The organism is Flavobacterium sp. B330r (assembly GCF_056824325.1).
The window spans coordinates 3,045,502-3,070,247 of the sequence record NZ_CP124860.1 but is presented as its reverse complement, the minus strand read 5'-3'; the positions used below and the strand labels follow the sequence as shown (position 1 = coordinate 3,070,247).

The 24,746-nt window shown below is 35.6% G+C and carries 18 protein-coding genes, 2 tRNA genes and 1 rRNA gene; 15 read left to right on the top strand and 6 right to left on the bottom strand.

What is annotated here, in order from left to right; translation table 11 throughout:
- Positions 1 to 110: 110 nt before the first annotated feature.
- From QLQ95_RS13740 to QLQ95_RS13725, 4 genes are all read right to left on the bottom strand, one after another.
- Positions 111 to 184, bottom strand: a tRNA-Ala gene (locus QLQ95_RS13740).
- Between the two features lie 87 nt (positions 185 to 271).
- Positions 272 to 345: transfer RNA gene (locus QLQ95_RS13735), tRNA-Ile, on the bottom strand.
- Positions 346 to 471: 126 nt separating this feature from the next.
- Positions 472 to 1,985 (bottom strand): 16S ribosomal RNA (locus QLQ95_RS13730).
- 1,040 nt (positions 1,986 to 3,025) lie between these two features.
- Complete coding sequence (locus tag QLQ95_RS13725) at positions 3,026 to 4,042, bottom strand: LLM class flavin-dependent oxidoreductase (RefSeq protein WP_320492959.1); 1,017 nt, start codon at positions 4,040 to 4,042, stop codon at positions 3,026 to 3,028.
- Between the two features lie 174 nt (positions 4,043 to 4,216).
- Between QLQ95_RS13725 and QLQ95_RS13720 the strand changes: the two genes are divergently transcribed.
- From QLQ95_RS13720 to QLQ95_RS13705, 4 genes are all read left to right on the top strand, one after another.
- Positions 4,217 to 4,732 carry a DUF2975 domain-containing protein gene (locus QLQ95_RS13720; RefSeq protein WP_320492958.1) on the top strand — a complete coding sequence of 172 codons (516 nt, stop codon included), beginning with the start codon at positions 4,217 to 4,219 and terminating at the stop codon, positions 4,730 to 4,732.
- A gap of 2 nt (positions 4,733 to 4,734) precedes the next feature.
- Positions 4,735 to 4,941: a helix-turn-helix domain-containing protein gene (locus tag QLQ95_RS13715; protein WP_012024053.1), complete on the top strand. Its 207-nt coding sequence runs from the start codon at positions 4,735 to 4,737 to the stop codon at positions 4,939 to 4,941.
- A gap of 115 nt (positions 4,942 to 5,056) precedes the next feature.
- On the top strand, positions 5,057 to 5,941 hold the full coding sequence (locus tag QLQ95_RS13710) for an ABC transporter ATP-binding protein (protein ID WP_095928800.1): 885 nt from the start codon (positions 5,057 to 5,059) through the stop codon (positions 5,939 to 5,941).
- A gap of 4 nt (positions 5,942 to 5,945) precedes the next feature.
- A complete protein-coding gene (locus QLQ95_RS13705; RefSeq protein ID WP_482500277.1) occupies positions 5,946 to 9,485 on the top strand; it encodes an ABC transporter permease/M1 family aminopeptidase in 3,540 nt (1,179 codons plus the stop codon).
- 185 nt (positions 9,486 to 9,670) lie between these two features.
- Here the strand turns inward: QLQ95_RS13705 and QLQ95_RS13700 are convergent, their stop codons facing one another.
- Positions 9,671 to 10,882, bottom strand: a complete 1,212-nt coding sequence (locus tag QLQ95_RS13700) for a polysaccharide deacetylase family protein (protein WP_482500276.1) — start codon at positions 10,880 to 10,882, stop codon at positions 9,671 to 9,673.
- Between the two features lie 168 nt (positions 10,883 to 11,050).
- Between QLQ95_RS13700 and QLQ95_RS13695 the strand changes: the two genes are divergently transcribed.
- The 11 genes from QLQ95_RS13695 to QLQ95_RS13645 all read left to right on the top strand — a co-directional run bounded on the left by QLQ95_RS13695 (position 11,051) and on the right by QLQ95_RS13645 (position 24,123).
- The gene (locus QLQ95_RS13695) at positions 11,051 to 12,394 is read left to right on the top strand and encodes a sigma-54-dependent transcriptional regulator (RefSeq protein ID WP_482500275.1); all 1,344 of its coding nucleotides are present in this window, start codon (positions 11,051 to 11,053) and stop codon (positions 12,392 to 12,394) included.
- Positions 12,395 to 12,635: 241 nt separating this feature from the next.
- On the top strand, positions 12,636 to 12,917 hold the full coding sequence (locus QLQ95_RS13690) for a DUF7674 family protein (RefSeq protein WP_071636641.1): 282 nt from the start codon (positions 12,636 to 12,638) through the stop codon (positions 12,915 to 12,917).
- A gap of 155 nt (positions 12,918 to 13,072) precedes the next feature.
- Complete coding sequence (gene kdpF, locus QLQ95_RS13685) at positions 13,073 to 13,150, top strand: K(+)-transporting ATPase subunit F (RefSeq protein WP_081909388.1); 78 nt, start codon at positions 13,073 to 13,075, stop codon at positions 13,148 to 13,150.
- A 107-nt stretch (positions 13,151 to 13,257) separates the two neighbouring features.
- The gene (gene kdpA / locus QLQ95_RS13680) at positions 13,258 to 14,979 is read left to right on the top strand and encodes a potassium-transporting ATPase subunit KdpA (protein ID WP_482500274.1); all 1,722 of its coding nucleotides are present in this window, start codon (positions 13,258 to 13,260) and stop codon (positions 14,977 to 14,979) included.
- Between the two features lie 8 nt (positions 14,980 to 14,987).
- The gene (gene kdpB, locus QLQ95_RS13675) at positions 14,988 to 17,045 is read left to right on the top strand and encodes a potassium-transporting ATPase subunit KdpB (RefSeq protein ID WP_482500273.1); all 2,058 of its coding nucleotides are present in this window, start codon (positions 14,988 to 14,990) and stop codon (positions 17,043 to 17,045) included.
- A 160-nt stretch (positions 17,046 to 17,205) separates the two neighbouring features.
- Positions 17,206 to 17,757, top strand: a complete 552-nt coding sequence (locus QLQ95_RS13670; RefSeq protein WP_482500272.1) for a K(+)-transporting ATPase subunit C — start codon at positions 17,206 to 17,208, stop codon at positions 17,755 to 17,757.
- A gap of 437 nt (positions 17,758 to 18,194) precedes the next feature.
- The gene (locus QLQ95_RS13665) at positions 18,195 to 19,274 is read left to right on the top strand and encodes a porin (protein ID WP_320492953.1); all 1,080 of its coding nucleotides are present in this window, start codon (positions 18,195 to 18,197) and stop codon (positions 19,272 to 19,274) included.
- 91 nt (positions 19,275 to 19,365) lie between these two features.
- Positions 19,366 to 20,490, top strand: a complete 1,125-nt coding sequence (locus tag QLQ95_RS13660; RefSeq protein ID WP_482500271.1) for a sensor protein KdpD — start codon at positions 19,366 to 19,368, stop codon at positions 20,488 to 20,490.
- Between the two features lie 248 nt (positions 20,491 to 20,738).
- A complete protein-coding gene (locus QLQ95_RS13655; protein ID WP_482500270.1) occupies positions 20,739 to 22,454 on the top strand; it encodes a sensor histidine kinase in 1,716 nt (571 codons plus the stop codon).
- A 309-nt stretch (positions 22,455 to 22,763) separates the two neighbouring features.
- The gene (locus QLQ95_RS13650; protein WP_095928788.1) at positions 22,764 to 23,525 is read left to right on the top strand and encodes a phosphatase PAP2 family protein; all 762 of its coding nucleotides are present in this window, start codon (positions 22,764 to 22,766) and stop codon (positions 23,523 to 23,525) included.
- Between the two features lie 76 nt (positions 23,526 to 23,601).
- Positions 23,602 to 24,123, top strand: a complete 522-nt coding sequence (locus tag QLQ95_RS13645; RefSeq protein WP_320492951.1) for an exonuclease — start codon at positions 23,602 to 23,604, stop codon at positions 24,121 to 24,123.
- Positions 24,124 to 24,132: 9 nt separating this feature from the next.
- Here the strand turns inward: QLQ95_RS13645 and QLQ95_RS13640 are convergent, their stop codons facing one another.
- On the bottom strand, positions 24,133 to 24,582 hold the full coding sequence (locus tag QLQ95_RS13640; RefSeq protein ID WP_095928786.1) for a GNAT family N-acetyltransferase: 450 nt from the start codon (positions 24,580 to 24,582) through the stop codon (positions 24,133 to 24,135).
- Positions 24,583 to 24,746 lie beyond the last annotated feature (164 nt).

Below are 24,746 nucleotides of genomic sequence, written 5' to 3'. Positions count from 1 at the left end.
AGACCGTTTTGTTTTGTCTTTTGCAATAAATTGCAAAAAACGCTTTCTACTTTCTTATTATTTTCTTATCTCAATATGTCAATGAACTTTTTCCCGATTTATCGGGACAGTGGAGAATAACGGAGTCGAACCGTTGACCTCCTGCGTGCAAGGCAGGCGCTCTAGCCAGCTGAGCTAATCCCCCAATCTAATTATGAATTGTGAATTATGAATTATGAATGATTATTCATAAGAACTCAACTCTAGAATTTCCTTTTTTTAAGTTAAATAGTAGTCCCGGGCAGACTCGAACTGCCGACCCCTACATTATCAGTGTAGTACTCTAACCAGCTGAGCTACGAGACTCTGTTTTACTTAATTTTATCATTTTTTTTAAATTAACAGCAAGAGCAATACAATCTCAGATTCCAAAACCATAGTCCGGCATCTTATTTCCCCAGCGTGCATTGCTGCTAACACATAGGGCTCTAGAAAGGAGGTGTTCCAGCCGCACCTTCCGGTACGGCTACCTTGTTACGACTTAGCCCTAGTTACCAGTTTTACCCTAGGCAGCTCCTTGCGGTCACCGACTTCAGGCACCCCCAGCTTCCATGGCTTGACGGGCGGTGTGTACAAGGCCCGGGAACGTATTCACCGGATCATGGCTGATATCCGATTACTAGCGATTCCAGCTTCACGGAGTCGAGTTGCAGACTCCGATCCGAACTGTGACCGGCTTTATAGATTCGCTCCTGGTCACCCAGTGGCTGCTCTCTGTACCGGCCATTGTAGCACGTGTGTAGCCCAAGGCGTAAGGGCCGTGATGATTTGACGTCATCCCCACCTTCCTCACAGTTTGCACTGGCAGTCTTGTTAGAGTTCCCGACTTGACTCGCTGGCAACTAACAACAGGGGTTGCGCTCGTTATAGGACTTAACCTGACACCTCACGGCACGAGCTGACGACAACCATGCAGCACCTTGTAAACTGTCTTGCGAAAGATCTGTTTCCAAATCGGTCAGTCTGCATTTAAGCCTTGGTAAGGTTCCTCGCGTATCATCGAATTAAACCACATGCTCCACCGCTTGTGCGGGCCCCCGTCAATTCCTTTGAGTTTCAAACTTGCGTTCGTACTCCCCAGGTGGGATACTTATCACTTTCGCTTAGCCACTGAGATTGCTCCCAACAGCTAGTATCCATCGTTTACGGCGTGGACTACCAGGGTATCTAATCCTGTTCGCTACCCACGCTTTCGTCCATCAGCGTCAATAAATTGGTAGTAACCTGCCTTCGCAATTGGTATTCCATGTAATCTCTAAGCATTTCACCGCTACACTACATATTCTAGTTACTTCCCAATAATTCAAGTCCTGCAGTATCAATGGCCGTTCCACCGTTGAGCGATGGGCTTTCACCACTGACTTACAAGACCGCCTACGGACCCTTTAAACCCAATGATTCCGGATAACGCTTGGATCCTCCGTATTACCGCGGCTGCTGGCACGGAGTTAGCCGATCCTTATTCTCACAGTACCGTCAAGCTCCGACACGTCGGAGTGTTTCTTCCTGTGCAAAAGCAGTTTACAATCCATAGGACCGTCATCCTGCACGCGGCATGGCTGGTTCAGACTTGCGTCCATTGACCAATATTCCTCACTGCTGCCTCCCGTAGGAGTCTGGTCCGTGTCTCAGTACCAGTGTGGGGGATCTCCCTCTCAGGACCCCTACCCATCGTCGCCTTGGTAAGCCGTTACCTTACCAACTAGCTAATGGGACGCATGCTCATCTTTCACCGTTGTGACTTTAATTGCAGGATGATGCCATCCTGTAATGCTATGAGGTATTAATCCAAATTTCTCTGGGCTATCCCTCTGTGAAAGGCAGATTGCATACGCGTTACGCACCCGTGCGCCGGTCTCAAGGCCCGAAAGCCTCTACCCCTCGACTTGCATGTGTTAAGCCTGCCGCTAGCGTTCATCCTGAGCCAGGATCAAACTCTTCATCGTATATTTTAATATTATATAATCGATGCTCTTTCTATCGGTTCTTTTCGAATCTTACGATTCTACTGCTCTTATTCTTTTTGTTCTAACATCTCTGTTAGAACGGCTGTCAATTCAATATGTCTACGAACGTAATTTTCTGTCTTTCGCTTATCTCTCAAAGCGGGTGCAAAACTAAAACTTCTTTTTGTTTCCTGCAAGAAAAATTTAAAGTTTTTTTAAGATTTTTTTCAATCCCGTTTTCTCTAATTTCCCTCCCAATCTCTCAATGAACTTTCCGTGTTTTGCGGGGTGCAAATGTAGAAAGCATTTTCAAATCTCGCAAGCTTTTTCGAATCTTTTTTTTTGAAAATTTCTTTCCGTCTGATTCTCCTTTCCTGCCAGTATTTCGATGAACGCCTTCGCTGTTGCGGGTGCAAAAGTAGAACCTTTTTCCAGTTAAACAAGGCTTTTTGCAAACTATTTTCAATATTTTTTATAAGTCACTGGTTATGCGTTTTTTACAAACCAAAGTTTTTTGGGCTGTTTTATAGATATGTCTGTTTTCGGGCGATTTTGTCCTACTCTGCTTTATTTTGCCGTAAAGGCACTAAGATATAAAGTTTGGTTTTCTGTGGGTATTTTTCGAATCTCGCCAAGGCGCAGAGGCACAAAGTTTCTTTTTGGCACTGGTTTTTCTTCGGGGACCATCCATCTTCTCTGTTTTTTTCTTCTGGAAACCGGTGCCCTAGCCCCGATAGAAGTGGAAATCCTTTTGTGCCGGGGTTCGGCACAAAAGATTGGAGCGGATAGCGGGATAAGCTCCTTAATAAATTCCAAAGTTCAATTTTTTAAAATCTCAAATTCCAAATACTGCCGCTAAAAGGGCTTCGACTTCGCTCAGCCTGACAATAGATCTTAAAAGCTGATTTTAGATTTACTCCGTTTTACTCTTATATATTATAGTAGAACTTTCTGCTTATATATATAACAAAAACAAACCCGACAGGTTTTAGAAACCTGTCGGGTTATGAGAATGAAATCTACTCTTATGTATAGTATACTTATATATGTATACTATCGTTTAGGCTGTCGATTGCTTCTTTGGTGATTTGAATGCTTTTTAATTTTGCCTGATGATCGAAGATTGGGCTGGTTACCATTAGTTCGTCTATTCTGGCGTAGTCAATGAACTTTTTCAAATCGGTTATTAATTGTTCTTTGTTTCCTGTGAAGGTTCCGGCTGTCATTTGATTGACATGGAAACGTTCCTGCTCGTTCATGATGTCGTCTAATGACGGAACTGGCGGTTGTAGGCCTTTGCGGTCGTTTCTAATTAGGTTCAGGAACATTTGATACAAACTTGTAGACAATAATTCTGCTTCTTCGTTTGTGTCTGCTGCAATGATATTCACACAAGCCATTGTTTTTGGTTTATCTAAATATTCTGAAGGCTGGAAATTTTCTCTATAAAATTCAAATGCCTGAATCATCAGTTTTGGCGCAAAGTGTCCAGCAAAAGCATAAGGCAATCCGTAAGCTGCTGCCAAAGCCGCGCTGTCCATGCTTGATCCTAAAATCCAGATTGGCACTTTTAGACCTTCGGCTGGAAATGCACGCACTTTTCCTGTTGCATTTTCACTTGAAAAGTACTCTTGAAGTTTGCTTACGTTTTGCGGAAAACGCTGTGCCTGCTCAAAAAAGTCTTTTCGAATTGCTTCGGCGGTTGGCTGATCTGTTCCCGGCGCTCTTCCTAAACCTAAATCGATTCGGTTTGGATAAAGAGTTTCTAGGGTTCCAAATTGTTCTGCAACTACCAAAGGAGAATGATTTGGAAGCATGATGCCGCCAGAACCTACTCGGATATTTTTGGTCTGACTTGCTACATACCCAATTAAAACCACTGTTGCCGTACTTGCAACGTGGGCCATATTGTGATGTTCTGCAAGCCAAAATCGCTTGTATCCTAAAGTATCTGCTAATTGCGCTATGTCTTTTGTTTTTTGAAATGTTTCTGTGGCATTACTATCCTGAGTGATGATAGCGAGCTCTAATAATGAGACTGAAATTGGGTTTTTCATATAAAAAAATGCTAATATGCAAAATTAAGCCTTTTATATGGATGCCTTTTGTTTTCTAATGTTAATAGATTTATAATATTTCTAAAAATACCTAAAAGTTTCTTTTCCAATAATTAATTATTGTTTTACGATAATTAATTATACATTTGCAATATCAATCTAACTTTTCATTATATGAAGACAACTCATATTGTATCTAGAATATTATTTTACTTTACCCGATTTTTGTCTGTGATTTATTTCTTTTTGGCCGGATATTCTGTTTTTACTTTGGTAACGGGATTGTTTTTGACTTTTAAGGACAACGGAAAGTATTTTCAGGTTTGTTATCCTTTTACTTCTCATCCTTTAATGTTAGGTGATTACAACTTGCCGTATATTCTTTTTGATTTTTTGGCTCCGCTGAGTTTATATGGACTTTTCTTTTTATTGAGCAGCAATGTTTTTAAAGTATTTTTTCAGCCTAAATTATTTACGCAAAACGGAATTTCTCATTTAAGGCGTTTCTATTTATCCAATTTATTAATTCCGGGTATTGTAATATTTGTAGCTTTCTTTTTTGTGCCACTGGATAATGAAGTTTCGCTTTTTATATTATTACACGGAATGCTGGGTGTTTTCGCTTACTTTTTAGCCGCCATTTTTAAACAAGGTTTAAACCTTCAGAACGAACAAGACTTATTTATATAACTATGCCAATAATTGTAAATGTTGATGTAATGCTTGCCAAACGCAAGATGCAGAGTAAAGAGTTGGCAGAAAAACTAGATATTACGCCTGCTAATTTATCGATTCTAAAAACTGGAAAAGCAAAAGGAATTCGGTTTGATACTCTCGAAGCTATTTGTAAAATATTGGATTGCCAGCCCGGAGATATTTTAGAATACGTGGCAGAATAGCTTTCTTTTAAATCTTATTTCACTCTTAATAAATCAGTTTTTAAAGCCGACAGGTATTCTATTGCCTAAATTTTTCAAATCATAGTTTAATTCAATCATCTAAATCAATCAAAAAATGAACAGTTTATCAATCCAAAATCTCAGCAAAACGTATGAGAACGGCACAAAAGCGATTGACCAATTATCGCTTGAAATTACAAACGGAATGTTTGGTTTGCTCGGGCCAAACGGCGCCGGAAAATCGACTTTAATGCGGACTATTACCGCTTTGCAGGAACCCACTTCGGGAAGTATTGAGTTTAACGGAATTAATATTCTGGAAAATCCAATGTTTATCAGGCAAAATCTGGGTTATCTGCCTCAGGAATTTGGCGTTTATCCTAAAATTTCTGCTTATCGCCTGCTCGATCATTTGGCGGTTTTAAAAGGAATCGTCGAAAAAAAAGAACGTCACGATCAAATTTTGTATTTATTACAGCAGACGAATTTATTACAACACAAAGACAAAGCGGTTCATTCTTTTTCTGGCGGAATGCGTCAGCGATTTGGAATTGCTCAGGCTTTATTAGGAAATCCGAAGATTATTATTGTAGATGAACCTACTGCGGGACTTGATCCGGAGGAAAGAAACCGATTTAATAATTTGCTAAGCGAAATTGGCGAAAACATTATTGTAGTTCTATCGACTCATATTGTGGAAGATGTTCGTGATTTATGTCCAAAAATGGCCATTATCTCTAACGGAAAATTGATTTTGGAAGGAAAACCAAACGAAGCAATCGATTCTTTAAAAGATAAAATCTGGATGAAAGCCATTCCGAAAACAGAACTTAAGGACTATCAATCTAATTTTAATATCATTTCGTCCAACTTAAATTCAGGGAAAATCAATATTCATGTTTTCTCCCATCAACGTCCAGATTCTGGGTTCGAATTGATATCGCCAGATTTAAGCGATGTTTATTTTAGTGTTTTAGCTCAAAATCAACTTAAAAATTAGTGTTATGCTTTCTAAATTAATTCAATTTGAATGGCATAACAACACCAGAAGCTGGACTTTTTATGCCACGTTTATTATTTATTTGGTTTTAGGATTTTTTGTGAGTGCTTTTGCGAACTTTTCTTTTTCGGGCGCTTACAAAAATAGTCCGTATGTATTGACTTATGCGATTGGTCTGATTTCGCTAATGACGATATTTTCGATTACACTTCAGGTCGCGCAGAGTTTTTTAAAAGAATATGAAACGAAATTCGATTCGATTATTTTCTCCTCTCCTATTTCTAAGTTTCATTATTTAGCTCCAAAATTTATTACAGCATTTATAATCGCCGTAGTTTCTTTTGGAATGTTTATCGTTGGAATAATCGTTGGACATCAAATGTCATGGCTTTCAAAAAACGAGATTGGTCCTTTTGAAATTATAAATTATCTCTGGCCGTATTTTGTAATTGTGATTCCGAATATTTTCCTGTGTCTTTCTATATTGACGGCTTTGGCCTGGCTTACGCGAAGTAAACTTTTCATTTATGTTGGGGGACTATTAATTTACATTTTATATATAGCGGGTTCTATTTTTTCTAATTCGCCCATCTTTGCAAATGCTTCTCCATCTTCGGCGAAAGCCATGTCTTTGGCAGCAAAAATAGATCCGTTTGGTTTGGCGGCTTTTTTAGAACAAACGAGATATTGGACTTCGATTGAAAAAAATACCGAACTGGTTTCGCTTTCGGGGAACTTTTTATTTAATCGATTGTTGTGGATTTCGGTTTCACTGCTTTTACTTTTTGTTTCGTATCGATTATTTTCCTTCCGAAAAACAAAAACTAAAAAGATAAAAACACCTAAAGTCATTTCAAAAGAAGAAAAAATCTTTTCTTCGAAAATTCCAAAAAACATCGAGTTCAAAACTTTCAGACATAATTTTGCTGTTTTTAAAAGCAATATCAAGCTTGATATCTTTTTAGTTTTAAAAGGAATTCCGTTTTTATTGATTGTTCTTTTATTTTCGGGATTGTTGGCAATCGAAATTTCGGATGAAATTGACGGGGGAATTCGATTAGCGGAAAAAATTACGGATACGGCTTTAATGATTTCCACCATAATGGATCGTCTGCCTTTTATTCTGATCTTGATTCTGCTTTTTTACAGCAGTGAATTATTAAACCGAAGTGAAAATTCGAGATTTGAAATGCTCGAAAATACCGCACCATATTCTCAGTTTGTGGTTTTATTGGCCAAACTGACGGCACTTTTTATCATTCCGTTACTCATTATCAGCATTAGTATTTTGATTGGATGCGCTTTTCAGATTGCGAATGCCAATGCTCCAATCGAAATGGGTCTTTATCTTTCCTTGTTTTATTATCTCGGATTTCCGTTGCTGCTGATTTCGATTTTGATAATCTCAATTCAGACTTTTATTAAAAATAAATACATCGGACTTTCGGTTGCTGCTTTTGTCTGCATTTTGTTTTGTACAGGAATTGGAGAACAATTGGGAATTTCGCATCCTTTACTGCGGTTTGGAAATGCTTTTAAAAGAGAATATTTTGATTTAAATGGTTTCGGAAAATACACTTTTCCGTTTCATATTTCGATGCTGTACAATTTCGGATTGGCTTTACTGCTTCTTACTTTGACTGGAATTTTATGGAAAAGAAATGCTTCAGTTGCAAAAACCTTTCGAAGAAATTCATTTAATGGCATTCAGAAAGTAACTTTCTCTTTAGGAATTATTCTTTTTATTGGTTTTGGGAGTTATCTTTTTTACAAAACCAATATCGAATATCCGTATTTGACCGAAGAAGATCAAAACAACTGGAGCGAAAAATATGAAACTCAATTTAAAAAATATACCAATCTTGCTCAGCCTACGATTGTTTCTGTAAAAAGTAAAGTTGATTTATTTCCTGAGGAAAATCGCTATGAAGTAGAAGGCACTTATGAATTGATCAATAATACTGAAAAACCTATTGATAGTTTACTCCTATATATAGATCGAAATTCAAAGTTGACTTCTGTTGAAATTCCGAATTCGAAAAACCTAAATGATATTTCGGCATTTCATCATTATTGGTATCGATTGGAAAAACCTTTGCAACCAAAGCAGAAAATGAAAATGAATTTTTCTTTTGAGTCTTCGTGGTCACCATTTAAAGGACATACTGCCTTTAATTCTATAATCGAAAATGGGTCATTTATGCGGATAAGCCGTTACTTTCCACTTTTCGGTTATCAGGAATCGAATGAAATCAGCAGTAAAAAAGAACGGGTAAAAAGACATTTGAAACCGCAGACGCCTCTTAAAAAGCTGGAAGACAAGTCGGAAATTAAATATGATTTTATTGATTATGATGCTGTAGTTTCAACTTCTAAAAATCAGACGGCGATTGGCGTTGGAGATTTAATTGGGAATTGGAGAAAAGACAACCGTAATTATTTTCATTATAAATCTAACGGTAAGATTCCGTTTCGATTTGCTTTTTCTTCTGCTGAATATGAAATTAAAAAAACGAATTATAAAGGCATTTCGATTGAAGTTTATTATGATAAAAGACATTCGAGAAATATCAAAAAACTAATTCAGGATGTAAAAAATACTTTAGATTACTGCCAGAATAATTTTGGTAAATATCCATACAAAACAATTCGTTATGCCGAAGTTTCAGCTTTCGCCGATGGATTTGCTGCGACTTCTTATCCGTCGACGGTTTTTATGAAAGAGAATTTCGGATTTTACAGTAACCTCAACAATAAGGATAAAGAAGATGTAATTAATCAATTAACGGCTCATGAATTATCGCATGAGTGGTGGGGAAATTCACAAATAAGCCCGGAACAAAAAGAAGGAAGCTGGATTTTGACTGAAACTCTGGCGCAATACACCGAACTCATGTTGTATGAAAAAGAACATGGCTTGGAAAAAGCGCTCGAAACTTTAAAAATTCATCTGGATTTATATTTGAGTAGTCGAAGTTATGATCCTGAAACGCCTTTGTATAAAACGAATTACGATACACCACATTTACCTTATGATAAAGGAATGTTGGTAATGCATCAGCTTCGGGTTTTAATTGGTGAAGAAAAAGTAAATCTGGCTTTGAAAAATTTCCTGAATCATTATAAATATCCAAATCCGTTTCCTGATTCTGAGGCTTTATTAAAAGAAATTTATGAGGTAACGAATCAAAAACTGCATCCTAAATTAGATGAAATGTTTAAGCAGATTATTACCTATTCGTCAAAAATAGAATCTGTTTCAAGTATTCAAAAAAATGGCTTTTATGAAGTTTCTTTTAAAGCTGATTCTGAAAAATTCAGAGAAAATGCAACCGGAGAACGAAAACAAATTCCAAACGATGCTTCAATAGATATTGGGATTTATGATGAAAACGGAAAATTATTTCTTTATCCTTTTGCCATCAAAAACAATAAAATTGAAGGGAAATTAAAACTCAAAACAAAACCTCAGCGAATTGTGATTGATCCGTATTTAATGAATATTGATACTTTTATAAAGGACAACGAGAAAGAGATTGATTAGAAGTTTTTCGTTGAGAATAATTTTTAAACACATAGAAACATAGTTTTTTTCTTTTACTCATAAAGAAAATCGAAAGAAACTAGTTTCTAACACATAGCTAGCTATGTGAATTTATGCAAGTGAAACGCCTTTTCTACATTCCAAAAAACTATGTTTCTATGTGTTTAAATTTTTATGAAACATTTTTATTTCAATTGAATGAAAATCTGTTTATGAGTTGATTTTCCGTCATCTTTAATTTTCAAATCTTTTTTGGATTCGATTTCAAATTTTGAAGAAGTATCTATTACTAAAGAAATATCACGATTCCTAAAAGTTCCTGGAATTTCCGGAAGTTTAATTGTAACTATTACTTCTTTATTTTTCTGCTGAAAATCGACTTTAATTCTGTCTCTTAACCAAATGTATTCGTAAACTTCCTGCCACGGCGCCATCCAGATTGAATCGTTTCCTTTTGTACCATATTTATTCGCAAGCGCTGTCATATAATATTTAAAATCGGGAAAACGCATGCTTAGGTTCCACAGATTTGTATTTCCTGTTCCGTGTGTGAAATCGTTAAACCAAACAGGTTCTGGATGTTTTACAATTGAATCTATGTTTTTTAAATAACGATTCATTGTTTTGAAACTAGTCGTGTCTTTTGAACTCAATACAAAAGTTCTTGCAGAAATCATTTTATCTAAATCAACTTTAGAATTTACTTTATAAACTGGACCTGTACCTTTATAAGAAGCAACAGAAAGAAATCCGTTTGCTAGTGCTTCTTTTTCGTATTCCAAATGATAATCGGGGTCACCTTCTCCGCCCGGAACCACAAAATGCGACATCGTAAAATCAAGATTTTGCTTTATTGAAGTGGTATTTTCGGTTACTTCTGTCAAATAATTTGTGCCGTGTTTTGTTGCGTGATGGAAACCGTGATTCAAAATATCCCAGCCTGCATTGTACATTTCTTTTATTTCAGACCAAGAAAGATGTCCGCGATTTTCAGGTAAATAACGAATTGAACCTCCATTGATCGCTAAAGCCAATTTAAACGGAATTTTATTTCCCATTCCGTCCGAATAGAAAAGCCCTTCCGAAGTTGTTCCGTCTCCACCTTGATCAATTTTCCATTCGTTAATTGATGAATTGCTGACTTTTCCTCCATTCAATAAAGGAAAAGCCGTTAAATAAGCCGATCTGTAACCATCGTCAAGCGTAAAACTATATGCGAAATGTTTGTTATATTTTAATGGAGAAACGGCAATTTTTATTTTATCTGTCGATTTTAATTTTATTTTGAATGAAATTGTTTTCGGTTTTGAAGAATCTTTTTCGATAATTCCTTTTGAAAAACTATTAAAGCTTCCGAAGATTACAATAACTATTATAATGAGAATTCGTTTTGACATAAATTTTAGGGATTCATTTTCGACTTAAAAGTACATTTCTTTTTCAAAAAAAATATTTTAAAACTGATTCTACTGCTTAAAATAATTTCTGTCGATTCAAAAAAGTGAACAGATTTTAAACCTAACTTTGTAGATCAAATATCAAAATTTGATTTAGCATCTCTGCAAATGACACACAAAATTTTAATTATAGACGACGAAGAAAAACTGAGAAGTCTGCTGGTTCGTATTATAAAATCGGAAGGATTTGAAGTTTTTGAAGCCAAAGATTTAAAATCAGGTTTTAAGAAACTAGAACAAACCGAAATTGATGTCGTTTTATGTGATGTAAAACTGCCTGACGGAAATGGCGTTGACTTTCTTCAAAACATAAAAGGAAGTTTTCCTTTAACAGAAGTTATTCTTTTAACTGCTTTTGGGAATATTCCAGATGGCGTTCAGGCAATGAAAAATGGTGCTTTTGATTATATCGTAAAAGGCGACGATAACGACAAAATTATTCCGCTTCTTTATAAAGCGGTTGAAAAGGTTCATTTGCAAAAAAAGGTTCAGCAACTCGAAAAACGCATCAATGATAAATATTCTTTTAATACCATTATTGGAAAATCAAAAGGAATTGAACAGGTTATTGATCTGGCTCAAAAAGTAGCCAAAACAGATTCAACTGTTTTACTTACCGGTGAAACCGGAACCGGAAAAGAAGTTTTTGCACAGGCCATTCACGAAAATAGTAATCGTGTTGGGAAATCTTTTGTGGCATTAAACTGCAGTACTTTCACCAAAGAAATTTTAGAAAGCGAACTTTTTGGTCATAAACAAGGCGCTTTTACGGGAGCTGTAAAAGATAAAAAAGGTTTTATTGAAGAAGCAAACGGCGGTACTTTATTTCTGGATGAAATTGGTGAAATGCCAATTGATCTTCAAGCCAAATTGTTGCGTGTTTTAGAAACTTCCGAATATATTCCAGTTGGCGATACCACTCCAAAAAAATCAAACTTTAGATTAATTGCAGCTACAAATAGAGATTTAAAAACAGAAAGTGATGAGCATCGCTTCCGTTCTGATTTGTATTTCCGTTTAAATATCTTCGAAATAAAACTACCTTCTTTACGAGAAAGAATTAAAGATATATCAGTATTGACTCATTATTTCGTTAAACAGTTTTCTGAAAAAACGAATAAAAAAACATTACAAGTTTCAGATGATTTTCTGCAGAAATTAGAAAACTATTCCTGGCCAGGAAATATCCGCGAACTTAAAAACATTATCGAAAGATCGGTTATTTTGAGTAATGGCGATACTTTAACTTCTGATGTTCTTCCATACGAGATGCAGCATCAAGCGGAGAAAAGCACAAAATCAATGTCGGCTTTCTCTATGCAGAGTGTTGAAAAACTGCATATCCAAAAGGTTTTAAATTATACTAAAGGGAATAAAGCAGAAACGGCTCGATTATTAGAAATTGGGATTGCGACTTTGTATAGAAAACTGGAAGAATATCAAATTCAATAACAATTGCAGAATTCAATTACAATATCAAATTCGGAGATTACATTTTCCAATTCACAATTCACAATTAATAATTAATTAAACCTTATCATTTCAATAAAAGCTTATCATTTTGATAGGCTTTTTTTATGCCTGATTTTTGGCATAAAACTACATTCCTTTTATTGACAGCACTTTAGCTGTACCTCAACTTTTTCGGAACATATTTTGGCATAAGGAGGGAGAACATTAAAATTCATTCCAAATGAAAACTCAAGTTACCTCAATCTACAAACAAGCTGAACGCTTTGCCGAAATCACCAAAAAATCGATTATTTCCGGCAATATCGTGAGAGCAAAGAAATGTCTGGCTCTTGCCGAACGTTTGTTTATAACCGGAAGCATCGAAACTAAAAATGCCATTTCTAATGTGTATGTTTTTTCGGTTTCTTCTTTTATGGAAGTGCGTCACTGCAATATTTCGCACCTGTTTCCGCAAACACTTAAAGCGGAATATATCAAGCAGGTTAATGCCTCTGGTGTTTAATCGTTTAAACGGTTAACTGTTTAATCTAAAGTCTACAATCTTAAATCTAAAATCCAAAATAATCTCCTATGATCACATTTCTTTTACTCGCATTGGCCGTGGTGCTATTTGCAATTTGTTTTATGTCAGTCGAATTTTTTGAAAAAATCTAAATCATGACCGCACTATTTATTATTTCAATCGCTGTTTTCGTGTATTTGGTATATGTATTAATCAAACCCGAAAAATTTTAAATCATGTAAAAAAGTGAAATCCTGAATGTGACATGTAAACGTAAATTTTATTCATCAACCCTTTTTACAAAATCATCTCTCATTTTTCACTAAAAAATATAAAAATTATGAACACAGAATTATTAGGCGTCATTGGTATTTTTCTCCTCACCATTGTTTTAGCTATTCCTTTAGGAAAATATATTGCTAAAGTTTATTTAGGAGATAAAACACTTCTTGATCCGATTTTCAATCCAATTGAAAAATTTATTTTTAAAATCAGCGGTATTAATTCGGCTGAAGAAATGAACTGGAAACAACACTTAAAAGCACTTTTAAGTATCAATATGGTTTGGTTCTTTCTTTGCTTTTTTATCTTATTATTTCAGGGTTCTTTGCCCCTTAATCCGGATAACAACCCTTCTATGACGCCTGATTTGGCATTTAACACTGCTATTTCATTTTTAGTCAATTGTAACTTACAGCATTATTCAGGCGAAAGCGGGGTTTCTTACCTTTCACAAATCGTCTTAATGTTTCTTCAATTTGTTTCTGCCGGTATCGGAATGGCTGCTGCCGCTATGATTTTTACAGCAATGAAAGAAAGAACGACAGAACAATTGGGTAATTTTTATAATTATTTCATTAAAAGCTGTACTCGTATTTTATTACCCCTTTCTGCAATTGTAGCTATCGCATTAGTTTTCAGCGGTACTCCTATGACATTTGAAGGTAAAGATGCTATTACAACGCTTCAAGGCGATCATGTAGAAGTTTCTCGCGGACCCGCTGCAGCTTTTATTGCTATTAAACATATTGGTACAAACGGTGGTGGTTTTTTTGGAGCCAATTCAGCTCATCCATTAGAAAATCCAACTTATTTTACTAACCAAGTTGAACTTTGGGCGCAGATGATTATTCCGTTTGCGATGATTTTTGCTCTTGGATTTTTCCTAAACAAAAGAAAATTAGCGAATATTATTTTTGGTGTAATGACGGTTGGTTTCTTACTCTTGGTTGTTCCAACAGTTATGAGTGAAATCAACGGAAATCCTGCTATCGAAAAAATGGGAATTGCACAGGCAACCGGAGCGATGGAAGGAAAAGAAGTTCGGTTTGGTCCGGCAATTTCAGGTTTCTGGAGTATTGCTACAACGGTAATTTCTACAGGTTCTGTAAACAGTATGCACGATAGTTCTATGCCTATTTCTGGTGCGATGCAACTATTATCTATGATGGTAAATGCTTTTTACGGCGGATGCGGTGTTGGTATTCTAAACTACTATGTTTTCATTATTCTGGCTGTATTTATCTCCGGATTAATGGTTGGCCGAACTCCCGAATTTTTAGGAAAGAAAATCGAAGCGCGGGAGGTTAAAATTGCTGCTTTTATCGCTATTCTTCACCCTTTATTAATATTAGCCGGAACTGCTTTAGCCTCTTATTTTGCTGCGCATGATACTGCAATGGGTTATTGGTTTAGCGGCAATGCAACAGGCTGGTTAAACAATTCTGGCAATCACGGATTCTCAGAAATGTTATACGAATATACTTCAAGTGCTGCCAATAATGGTTCTGGTTTTGAAGGATTGGGAGATAATAATCCGTTCTGGAATATCACTACAGGAATTGTATTACTGTTAAGCCGTTTTATTCCAATAATTGGTCCATTGGCAATTGCAGGTTTACTGGCAGGTAAAAAATACATTCCAGAGAGTGCAGGAACTTTAAAAACCGACACCTCAATTTTCGGAATCATGACTTTTGCCGTAATCGCAATTATCGCTGCTTTATCATTCTTCCCAGCATTGGCTTTAGGTCCATTGGCAGAATTCTTTACTTTAAAATAATATAAAAAATGACAACTAATAAATCCACATCATTGTTTGAAAGTAAACAGGTAAAAGAAGCCTTAGCGCAGTCTTTTGTGAAGCTTAATCCAAAAATGATGATCAAAAATCCGGTAATGTTTACCGTAGAAATTGGAACAGCCATTATGTTTGCTGTCTGCATTTCAATATTAATGGGTGCAAATGATCAGGGAAGTTTTACTTATAACCTAATTGTATTTTTAATTTTACTGGCAACGCTTTTATTTGCCAATTTCGCCGAGGCAATTGCCGAAGCAAGAGGAAAAGCACAAGCCGACAGTTTAAGAAAAACAAGAGAAGAAACTCCTGCAAAACAAATTTTACCTAACGGAGAAATTAGAAACATTAGTTCTTCGGCATTAAAAAAAGACGATATTTTCGTTTGTGAAGCTGGCGATTTAATTGCTGCCGATGGAGAAATTATCGAAGGTTTGGCTACAATCGACGAAAGTGCCATTACTGGAGAAAGTGCTCCTGTTATTCGGGAAGCTGGCGGAGATAAATCTTCGGTTACTGGAGGGACAAAAGTTTTATCTGATAAAATTAAAGTAAAAGTTACTTCTGAACCCGGCGAAAGCTTTTTAGATAAAATGATTGCTTTGGTTGAAGGTGCAAGCCGTCAGAAAACACCAAACGAAATCGCCTTAACCATTTTATTAGCCGCATTTACTTTAATCTTCGTGATTGTGTGCGTTACGCTAAAACCGTTTGCCGACTATGCCAACGCACCCATCACGATTGCGGCTTTCATTGCTTTGTTTGTTTGTTTAATTCCAACTACAATTGGAGGTTTACTTTCTGCGATTGGTATTGCGGGAATGGACAGAGCGTTGCGCGCTAACGTAATTACAAAATCTGGTAAAGCGGTTGAAACTGCGGGAGATATTGATGTATTGCTTTTGGATAAAACCGGAACCATTACCATTGGAAACAGAAAAGCAACCAATTTTTATCCCACAAAAGGAATTTCTTTTGATGATTTCGTTAAATCGGCGGTTTTGAGTTCGCTTGCAGATGATACTCCAGAAGGGAAAAGTATTCTCGAGCTCGGTAAAATGTTAGATGTGAATAGTAAAATGCAGTCAGACATTTCACTTCTTACAGAAAACATCTCACACAGTATAAAATTTACTGCTGAAACCAGAACTTCTGGAGTCGTATTAAAAGACGGGACTAATATTCGAAAAGGCGCACAAGACGCTGCAAAAAACATTGCGCAGCAAGCCGGAAATTCTTTTCCTGAAGATACTGCACAACAAGTTATCACGATTTCATCGAACGGAGGAACTCCATTAGTAGTAATCAAAAACAATGAAGTTCAAGGTGTAATCGAACTTCAGGATATTATCAAAACCGGAATGAAAGAACGTTTTGAGCGCTTACGCAGAATGGGAATCAAAACGGTTATGGTTACGGGTGATAATCCGCTTACGGCTAAATTTATTGCCGAAGCTGCTGGTGTTGATGATTTTATTGCCGAAGCTAAACCTGAGGATAAAATGAATTACATTAGAAAAGAACAAGCCGAAGGACGACTAGTAGCCATGATGGGGGACGGAACAAATGATGCTCCTGCCCTTGCTCAAGCCAATGTTGGTGTTGCTATGAACAGCGGAACTCAAGCTGCAAAAGAAGCCGGAAACATGGTCGATCTTGACAGTGACCCAACGAAACTAATTGAGATCGTTGAAATTGGAAAACAGCTTTTAATGACTCGAGGTACTTTAACTACTTTTTCTATTGCAAATGACGTTGCGAAATATTTTGCTATTGTTCCTGCTCTTTTTATTACTGCGATTCCTGCGTTACAAGGTTTAAATATCATGCATTTGCACAGTCCGGAAACCGCGATTTTATCGGCTGTAATTTTCAACGCGGTTATTATTCCAATTTTGATTCCGCTTGCGCTGAAAGGTGTTGATTATCGACCAATTGGAGCTAGTGCCATCTTAAAAAGAAACCTTTTGATTTATGGTCTTGGCGGATTGATTGTTCCTTTTATCGGAATTAAAGTTATTGATTTACTAGTAGCTCTATTCATGTAAGGTTCTAAGATGCTAAGATTCTAAGGGACTAAGGTTTTCTCTTAGAATTGCAAATACAGGAATCTTTAAAAACTTAAATTAAAAACATGACTTCGATTTGCTAAGCTTCTGAAAAAAAACTTAGAACCTTAGCAACTTAGTCCCTTAGAATCTCAAAAAAATGAAAAATCTATTTTCTATAATAAAACTTACCGTATTTACTTTGATTTTATTTGCGGTTATTTATCCTCTTGCGATTTACGGAATCGCACAAATTGCTCCAAATCAAGGAAAAGGAGAAACGATTTCGGTTAACGGAAAAGTGGTTGGTTACCAAAAAATTGGTCAGAAATTCGATAAGTCGAATTATTTCTGGGGAAGACCTTCGGCTGTTGATTATAATGCTGCCGGAAGTGCCGGAAGCAACAAAGGCCCAAGCAACGCTGAATATCTGGCTTTGGTTCAAAAAAGAATTGACACGCTTTTACTGGTTCATCCTTACTTGAAAAAGTCTGAAATTCCGGCTGATATGGTTACGGCTTCAGGAAGCGGTTTAGATCCAAATATTTCTCCACAAGGCGCTTTGATTCAGGTAAAACGAATTGCTAAAGAAAGAAAACTGGATGAAACTAAAGTGAAATCTGTGGTGGAATCTAAAATTAATTCAGCTGTTGTTGGTCCTGAAACGGTTAATGTTTTGGAATTGAATGTTGCGCTGGATCAGCTTCGCTAAAACAAGGTTCTGAGGTTCTGAGTCGCTAAGGTTCTAAGGTTTTTATCCTAACAGGTTTCCAAAACCTATTAGATATTATAAACAGAGTAACCACACAGTTTGTCATCCTGAGGAACGAAGGATCACACTCGAAACTCCGTCCCTATAATCGCCAATCTTTGTCGAGCTCCTTGTGTGATCCTTCGTTCCTCAGGATAACAAAAAATGGCGAGAATTGGAATCTAAAAAACTAAACTTACAATAATACCTAACAGGTTTTGGAAACCTGTTAGGATATGAAAATATTATAATACAAAAATGCCTTTTTTACCCCAAATGCCCTAGCCCCGATAGTAGTGGAAATCCTTTTTCTGGCTTCTTTAGCCAGGAAAAGATTGAAACGGATAGCGGGATTAGCTCCTAAAAAATCTACTAATAAATAATAGAATACCACAAAAATGAAAAAAATAATACTTACTGCTCTAATCGCTTTTGGTTATAGCAATTTACATGCACAAGAAGAATCAAAAAGTCCGCTGACGTTTTCGGGATATGTAGAAACCTATTACAGCTATGATTTTGGAAAACCTGAAAATCATACTCGGCCAAGCTTTTTTTATAACTTTAATAAAAGTAATGAAGTAAACATCAATTTAGGTCTTGCAAAAGTAAATTATACCAAAGAAAATGTTCGGGGAAATTTTGCCTTAATGGCGGGAACTTATGCCGAATATAATATGTCTGCTGAACAAGGTTTGTTGAAAAATGTTTACGAGGTAAATGTGGGTGTGAAAATTTCGAAAAGCCATAATTTATGGATTGATGCAGGGATTATGCCAGCTCACATTGGTTTTGAAAGTGCCATTGGAAAAGACTGTCAAACTTTATCAAGAAGTATTCTGGCTGAGAATTCGCCTTATTATGAAGCAGGAGTCAAAATTGGTTATACCTCTGAATCAGGAGAATGGTATTTGGCGGGTATGTACTTGAATGGCTGGCAAAGAATTGAAAAAGTAGAAGGCAATCAAACACCTGCTTTTGGAACTCAAATTACTTACAAACCATCTGATAAAGTTGTTTTAAACTGGAGTACTTATGTTGGAAATGAGCAACCAGATATTGATAAAAAATGGCGTTATTTCAACAACTTTTACGGACAATTTAAAGTAACGGAAAAGACAAATATTACAGCTGGTTTTGATATTGGATCACAGCAATCGGCTAAAAATAGTAACAAATATGATACTTGGTTTTCGCCCGTTTTGATTCTGCAATACAAACCAATTGATAAGATTCAGCTTGCCGTGCGAGGTGAATATTATAGTGATGAAAAAGGTGTAATTATCGCAACTGAAACACCAAACGGGTTTAAAACTTACGGATTTTCAGCTAACTTTGATTACTTAGTTACTGATAATGTTATGTTTAGAATTGAAGCCAGAAATCTTTCAAGTAAAGACGAAATCTTCACAAATAAAGACAATCTCTCAACGGATACGAATACGTTTGTAACGACTTCGCTGGCGATTTCATTTTAGTCTAGTGAAATGTTTTTTGTAAAATGTAAGATGTACTAAACATTACGCAGGACATTTTACATTTTACAGATAACATCTTATCTCATAAAATATGGAAAACGAAAATAATAACGCACAGCACTTTCTCGATTTAATTCAGAAATCACGAAAAGGAAAGTTTAAAATCTACATTGGAATGAGCGCCGGTGTGGGCAAAACTTTTCGTATGCTTCAGGAAGCGCATTCGTTATTGAAAAACGGAATCGATGTAAAAATTGGCTACATTGAAACACACATGCGGAAGGAAACGCATGAATTACTTGCCGGTCTTCCGATTATTCCGAGGCGGACTATTTTTTATAAAGGAAAAGAACTCGAAGAACTCGACGTTCAGGCTATCATCAACCTTAGACCAGAAGTAGTTATTGTTGATGAATTGGCACATACAAACGTTGAAGGAAGCAAAAACGAAAAACGCTGGCAGGATGTTTTAGAAATTCTGGAAGCTGGAATAAATGTAATTTCAGCTGTTAATATTCAGCATATTGAGAGTTTAAACGAAGACGTAAAACGAATTACGAATATTGATGTTCAGGAACGAATTCCTGATAATGTTTTGCGTCTGGCCGATGAGGTCGTGAATATCGATTTGACTTCGGAAGATTTGATTGCACGTTTAAAGGAAGGTAAAATTTATACGGCAGATAAAATTCCGACTGCTTTAGCGAACTTTTTTAAATCGGAACAAATTCTGCAATTACGCGAATTGGCATTGAAAGAAGTAGCAAGTCAAGTGGTTCGAAAAGTAGAAAGCGAAGTACCGAATCTGCATGCTTTACGACATGAAAAATTGTTGGCCTGCATTAGCAGTAATGATAAAACGGCTAAAATTGTGATCAGAAAAGCAGCTCGATTGGCAAGCTATTATAACGGAAGCTGGTATGTTTTGTATGTCGAAACTCCGCAGGAAAGCAGTACAAGAATTGCACTTGATAAACAAAGACATTTAATTAATAACTTTAAACTTGCCGTGCAACTAGGAGCCGAAGTTATTAAACTCGAAAATTCGAATATTGCCAATGCAATTTTGACAACCGTAGAAGAAAAACAAATTACAACTGTGTGCATCGGAAAACCGCATTTGAATTTATTTAAAGTAATTTTGTCTACAACAATTTTCAGACGTTTGCTAAACAAGCTGTCTTTATCAAATGTTGATCTTGTTATTCTGTCTTAAAAGTTTTTAAACCATATAAGTTATATAAGTTCATTTAAATTCGGGGCGTTGAAGTTTAACCGCAAAGTTCGCAAGGTTTTTACGCAAAGTTCGCTAGAATTATTTTGCTCGCAAAGACGCAAAGCTTTTAATCTAACCTTTGCGTGCTTTGCGAAACCTTAGCGCTCTTTGCGGTTAAATTTTAAGCACAGTTTTTAAATGAACTTATATAACTTATATGGTTCAAAAAAAATTAAATGTTTTATAAAATGAGAATTAAAACCAAATTGAATCTGGGTGTTGGATTGTTATTTTTAATGATTATCATTCTCTCGTTAGTGAGTGCTTATTCTGTTTTTTTGATTAAGCAAGACACCGAGAATATTCTGAAATCCAATTATAATACTTTGGAATATTCCCGAAATATGATTTTTGCCTTGGACGGAATAAAGTCGGATTCAAAAGAAACAATTCAGAGTTTTGAGGAAAATCTTGAAAAGCAGACTCAAAATATTACAGAACCAGGCGAAAAACAAGCTACTGAAAAGCTGAAAGCTAGTTTTGCCCTTTTAGACAAAAACAATGCAGATGAAGCTGTAAAAGTGCAGATCCGCCAAGACATTTTTACGATTATGAAACTGAATCTGGACGCCATAAAACAGAAAAGCGATATCGCCAAACACTCGGCTGAAACGGCTAATTTGTCGATTGCCATTGTGGGAACTTTATGCTTTCTGATTGCTTTTAATCTATTGGTTAATCTGCCTAATAATATTGCCAATCCGATTAGAGAATTAACGCAGAGTATTAAGGAAATTGCCAATAAAAACTATTCAGAACGTGTTCATTTTACAAGTCACAGCGAATTTGGAGATCTAGCCAAATCGTTTAATACGATGGCGCAAAAGCTGGAAGAATATCATGACAGCAATGTTTACAAACTTCTTTTTGAAAAGAAACGGCTGGAAACGCTTATCAATAATATGAATGATCCAATTATTGGTTTGGATAACGAAGGAATTGTTTTGTTTGTGAATGATGAAGCACTGAAAATTATTGGTCTAAAATCGGAAGATATAATTGGAAAACCCGCATCTGAATTAGCTGTTTCTAATGATTTAATTCGTTCTTTGATTCTAAAAGAAAGTGAAACTCCGAAAAAACAGCCTCTCAAAATTTTTGCTCACGGAAAAGAAAGTTATTTCGAAAAAGAAATTCACAATATAACAATAACGCCAACTGGCGAAGAAAAAGAAATTAATATTGGCGATGTCATTATTCTTCGAAATATTACGCTTTTTAAAGAATTGGATTTTGCTAAAACGAATTTTATTGCGACCGTTTCGCACGAATTAAAAACACCAATTGCTTCTATAAAATTAAGTCTTCAATTGCTTGAAAATGCTAAAACGGGCAATATGAACGACGACCAAAAACAATTGGTTGAAAGTATAAAAGATGATAGTCAGCGTTTATTGAAAATTACAGGGGAATTACTGAATTTATCGCAATTGGAAACTGGAAATATTCAGCTAAATATTGGAAAAAGCAATCCACAGGAAATTGTGAAATATGCCGTAGAAGCTGTAAAAGTTCAGGCAGATCAAAAACAGATTCTGTTAGTTGTTGATGCCAATGAAAATCTCAAAAACGTAAAAGCAGATGCTGAAAAAACAGGCTGGGTTTTAATTAATTATTTATCGAATGCCATTAGATATTCGTCTGAAAAAAGCACGATTCTTATTAAATTAAAAGAAGAAAATAATCAAATGTTTTTTCAGGTTATTGATACCGGAAAAGGAATTGATGCAAGATATAAAGACAAAGTTTTCGATAAATATTTTCAAGTTCCTGGAAGTCAAAAATCTGGAACAGGATTGGGTTTAGCGATAAGCAAAGAATTTATTGAAGCCCAAAACGGAAGTGTTGGGGTCGAGAGTAATTTAGGATTGGGAAGCACATTTTGGTTTTCGTTGAAAGTTTAGATTTTTTTGCCACAAAGACACTAAGTCGCAAAGTTTTTTTAAGCCACAAATTGCACAGATTAAAAGGATTTTTAATGGCTTTGTATCAATTTTATTACGTCTGTCAGTCTGAGCGAAGTCGAAGACCTTTTGTACTGTAAAGCCCTTCGACTTCGCTCAGGGTGACACTCAGAATAATAAAAAATAAGCCAATCTTAATTCAATTACCTCATTTAAAACCAACAAATTAAAGTTCGCTTAAGGTTCAATTAAGCCCAAAATACCTGCGTCGAACATTCGTTAATTTTGTACAATATAACGACTAAGAAAATGTTCCACAAAACGATTTCCCTACTATTTCTATTCGGATTATTTTCTGTAAATGCGCAGCAAAACGATTCGATTACAAAAATTGACAGTACTTCACATCAGCTAAAATTCAATTATAAACAATTGATTATTCCTAGTGTATTAATTGGGTATGGTGTTATTGGACTTGAAAGCGATCAGCTGTTAAGCTTCAATTCGCAAATAAAAAAAGAAGTTACTGAAGACATTGACGAGAAAGTTACAATTGATGATTTTTCTCAGTATGCGCCTGCTGCATCGGTGTATGCGTTGAATGCTTTTGGCGTAAAAGGCAAAAACAATATGCGTGACCGCTCTGTGATATTGGTGACTTCGTATGCAATTATGGCTACAACGGTTTTAGGTTTAAAATCAATTTCACATGTAGAAAGGCCCGACGGAAGTTCAAACAACTCCTTCCCTTCCGGACATACTGCAACTGCGTTTATGGGTGCCGAATTTTTATATCAAGAATACAAAGACAAATCAATTTGGTACGGAATTGCAGGTTACGCCGTTGCAACTGGAACTGGCCTTTTCAGAATTTACAACAACCGCCATTGGCTAACAGACGTGGCTGCTGGAGCTGGAATCGGGATTTTGAGTACCAAAATTGCCTATTGGATTAATCCGTATATCACTAAAAAATTGTTCAAATCATCAGCCGAAAATAAATCTACTTCTATGATATTGCCCTTTTATAATGGACAGCAATATGGTTTGGGATTTGCGAAGGTTTTTTAATTTATAATTTGTCATAAAATGCTATTATTCTTTATTTAATATTTTAAGTTTGTTAGAAAAACAAATCAAAAATTAAATGAGTTATATAGTTGTAGACATAGAATCAGACGGACCAATTCCTGGAGATTATTCCATGATATGCTTTGGTGCTGTGCTTGTAAATGAAAAGTTAGATAAAACTTTTTATGGAAAATTAAAACCTATTTCCGATAAGTTTGATCCGCAAGCTTTAGCAATTTCAGGTTTCAACAGAGAAACAACTTTAGAATTTGATGATCCAAAAGAGGTAATGCTAAATTTTGAAGAATGGATAAAAGAAAATTCAAAAGGAAGGCCAATATTTATTAGCGATAATAATGGTTTTGACTGGATGTTCATTTGCTGGTATTTTCATCATTTTTTGAATAGAAATCCTTTTGGATATTCATCAAGAAGAATAGGTGATTTATACTGTGGTTTAGTAAATGATACTTTCGCTCAATGGAAACATCTTCGAAAAACGGAACATACGCATAATCCCGTTGATGATGCCATGGGAAATGCTGAAGCATTATTGCATATGAAAAATGAAATGCAACTGAAAATTGATTTAAAATAAACTCCAGAATTAAAGATTCATTTCCATAATCGGCATGAATCTATTTTTTATGGAAGTTTCAAATTCACCGATTTTTGTAAATCCGATTTTCTGGTAAAATTGTTCGGCATTTGGTTCTGAATCTAAAATGATTTTTTGACATTTTTCATTTCGCATTCTTTCCAAAAAATCATTCATTAGAAAAGAACCAAATCCTTTTCCTATATATTCAGGTAAAATAAATAAGTTATCCAATTTTACCTGATTGTTTTCTAATCTTAAATAAGAATAATAACCAACAATCTGATTCTCATCAACCAAATTAAAAACAGGATTTGTTTTGATATAATCTATGGTGATGGTTAGATTATTACTCCATTTCTTCATTTGCTCATCCGAATATCCCCAATACGCCTTTGACTTTTTGGTGATTTCCGTTAAACAGATATGATCTTCGATTTTGGCTTTTTGGATATTCATAAAGTAGTCGGTTTAAAGTAATTTCCTATTTTCGGCAATTGCTTTTTCATATTCGATTGAATTCATTTTCTGCAAATTATCAATCAAATAATCTATTTGTGCTAAACCAATTTCTTTATATTTTTTGATATCCTCTTCGCTTAATTTAATTTCTCTTTGGACAT